The organism is Yoonia sp. (assembly GCF_036007805.1).
Lineage (GTDB): Bacteria > Pseudomonadota > Alphaproteobacteria > Rhodobacterales > Rhodobacteraceae > Yoonia.
Genome location: NZ_DASYOK010000013.1, coordinates 1 through 2,415 on the forward strand (window position 1 = coordinate 1; position 2,415 = coordinate 2,415).

Here is a 2,415-nt window from a genome sequence, read left to right on the forward strand (position 1 = left end):
GCCAACACCCGCCGATGCCATCGCCGATGCTTGCTTGGTGATAGCCAAAGTCTTGGTAAAAGAACCATCTGCCAGCGGCACCTACCATTTCAGCGGTGCACCCGATGTATCATGGGCCGATTTCGCACGCGCGATCTTTGACATCGCAGACCGCGACGTGACTGTCACCGATATCACAACCGCAGACTATCCAACCCCCGCAAAGCGCCCCGCCAATTCACGGCTGGATTGCACCAGCACCGAATCAGTCTTTGGCATCGCACGCCCAGATTGGCACAGCGCTCTTGTAAAAATGCTGACGCAGCAGCCCGCATCGCGTAGGACAATGGTATGAGCACACGTAAAGGACTAATCCTCGCAGGCGGCACCGGTTCGCGGCTTTGGCCGATCACCCAAGGGCTGTCGAAGCAGCTCATGCCGATCTACGATAAGCCGATGATCTATTACCCGCTTTCGGTGCTGATGCTGACCGGCATCCGCGAGATCGGTATCATCACGACCCCGCAGGATCAGGCGCAATTCCAGCACCTGCTGGGCGACGGCACGCAATGGGGCGTGCAGATCACTTGGCTGGTGCAAGAAAGCCCCGATGGTCTGGCACAGGCCTATCTGATCGCCGAGGACTTTCTCGACGGATGCCCCTCGGCCATGGTGCTGGGGGACAACATCTTTTTCGGCCACGGCTTGCCAGAACTGCTCGCCAGCGCGGATGCGCAGACGGATGGTGGCACGGTCTTTGGCTACCGCGTGGCCGACCCCCAGCGCTATGGCGTTGTAGGGATGGACGAAGACGGGCGTGTGACCCGGATCATCGAAAAGCCGGATGTGCCGCCCTCCAATTACGCGGTGACAGGCCTTTATTTCCTCGATGGTACGGCCCCCGACCGTGCACGGACCATCAAGCCCAGCGCGCGTGGAGAGCTCGAAATCGTCAGCTTGCTGGAAAGCTATCTGGCCGAGGGCACGCTGAAGGTCGAAACCATGGGGCGCGGCTATGCGTGGCTTGATACCGGCACCCACGGCAGCCTGCTTGATGCCGCCAATTTCGTGCGCACCCTGCAAAGCCGGCAAGGGATGCAAACCGGATGCCCTGAAGAGATCGCCTATGGCGCTGGCTGGATCAATGATGCGGAACTGATGACGCTGGCAGATCGTTATGCCAAGACCGAGTATGGTGCCTACCTGCGCGGGTTGCTCTGATATGGGCCTTGCCTATCTGATGAACACCTACCCCATCACGTCGACCACCTTTGTGCGGCGCGAAATTCACGCGCATGAGGCGGCTGGCGTGCCCGTTGCCCGCTTTGCGATCCGCGACTGGGCCGAAGTCCCCGTCGATCCGCGTGACCGCGACGAGGTTGGCAAGACAACCTATATCCTCAAACAGGGTGCCTTGGCACTCGCAGGGCGGACCGTGTCCGAGATCGTCACGAACCCGATCGGTTTTGCCCGCGCGGCAAAGACAATGATGCATCTGGCCACGCGGCCAGGCAGTACAGGACTCCGGAACGTGGCCTATCTCGTCGAAGCTGTGTTTTTCAAGCAGGCTGCAAAAGCCCGTGATATCTATCACGTGCATGCGCATTTCTCGACCAATTCGGCAGCGGTGGCGCTGCTTTCACACCGGATGGGCGGCCCCAGCTACAGTTTCACGGCCCACGGACCTGATGAGTTTGAAGATCCGGCTGCCAATGGCCTGCCCATGAAAGTGGCACATGCCGCCTTTGTGGCCGCGATCACCGATTACGCGCGCGATGTGATCCTGACAGCGACGGGCGGGACCGGTGCGGACAAAGTGCATGTCGTGCGCTGCGGGATTGATCTGGATGAATTCGAACTGACCCCGCCACCGGAAAACGCGCGGATTGTCTGTGTCGGCCGCCTGTGTCCGGCAAAAGCGCAGGCCTTGCTGGTCGAGGCCGTCGCGCCTCTGGTCAAAGACTTTCCCAATCTGGAACTGGTCTTTATCGGCGATGGTGAAGACCGCGCATCCATCGAAAAGCGTATTGCAGAATTGGGCCTCGAGAACCATGTGACACTGGCCGGTTGGGGCACCGGTGATGAAGTCCGCGCCGCGATTCAGGGCGCGCGCATCTTTGCCTTGCCCAGTTTCGCTGAAGGCCTGCCCATCGTCTTGATGGAAAGCCTTGCGATGGGTCGTGCGGTGGTCACCACACAGATCACGGGAATTCCCGAACTGGTGGATGCAGATGTTGGCTGGATCGTCCAAGCAGGGGATGTGCCGGCCCTGCAAGCCGCTGTGGCACAGGCGCTCTCCGCGGATACGGCAACACTGGCAGCAATGGGCGCGACAGGCCGTGCGCGCGTTGCAAAAGCCCATGATCAGACACAGAATGCAGCAAAGCTGCGCAGGTTTTTCCCTGACGGCTAAGGTGCCCTACTATCGCCAGATTA

At 60.2% G+C, this 2,415-nt stretch carries 3 protein-coding genes; all 3 read left to right on the forward strand.

Annotated features, from left to right (window positions below):
• A partial coding sequence (locus tag VGP75_RS00585; RefSeq protein ID WP_327541793.1) for a sugar nucleotide-binding protein occupies positions 1 to 334 on the forward strand: 334 nt, incomplete at its 5' end.
• A complete protein-coding gene (gene rfbA / locus VGP75_RS00590) occupies positions 331 to 1,200 on the forward strand; it encodes a glucose-1-phosphate thymidylyltransferase RfbA (RefSeq protein ID WP_327541794.1) in 870 nt (289 codons plus the stop codon). The genes VGP75_RS00585 and rfbA, both read left to right, overlap by 4 nt.
• Position 1,201: 1 nt before the next feature.
• Complete coding sequence (locus tag VGP75_RS00595; protein ID WP_327541795.1) at positions 1,202 to 2,392, forward strand: glycosyltransferase family 4 protein; 1,191 nt, start codon at positions 1,202 to 1,204, stop codon at positions 2,390 to 2,392.
• The last annotated feature ends 23 nt before the right edge of the window (positions 2,393 to 2,415 follow it).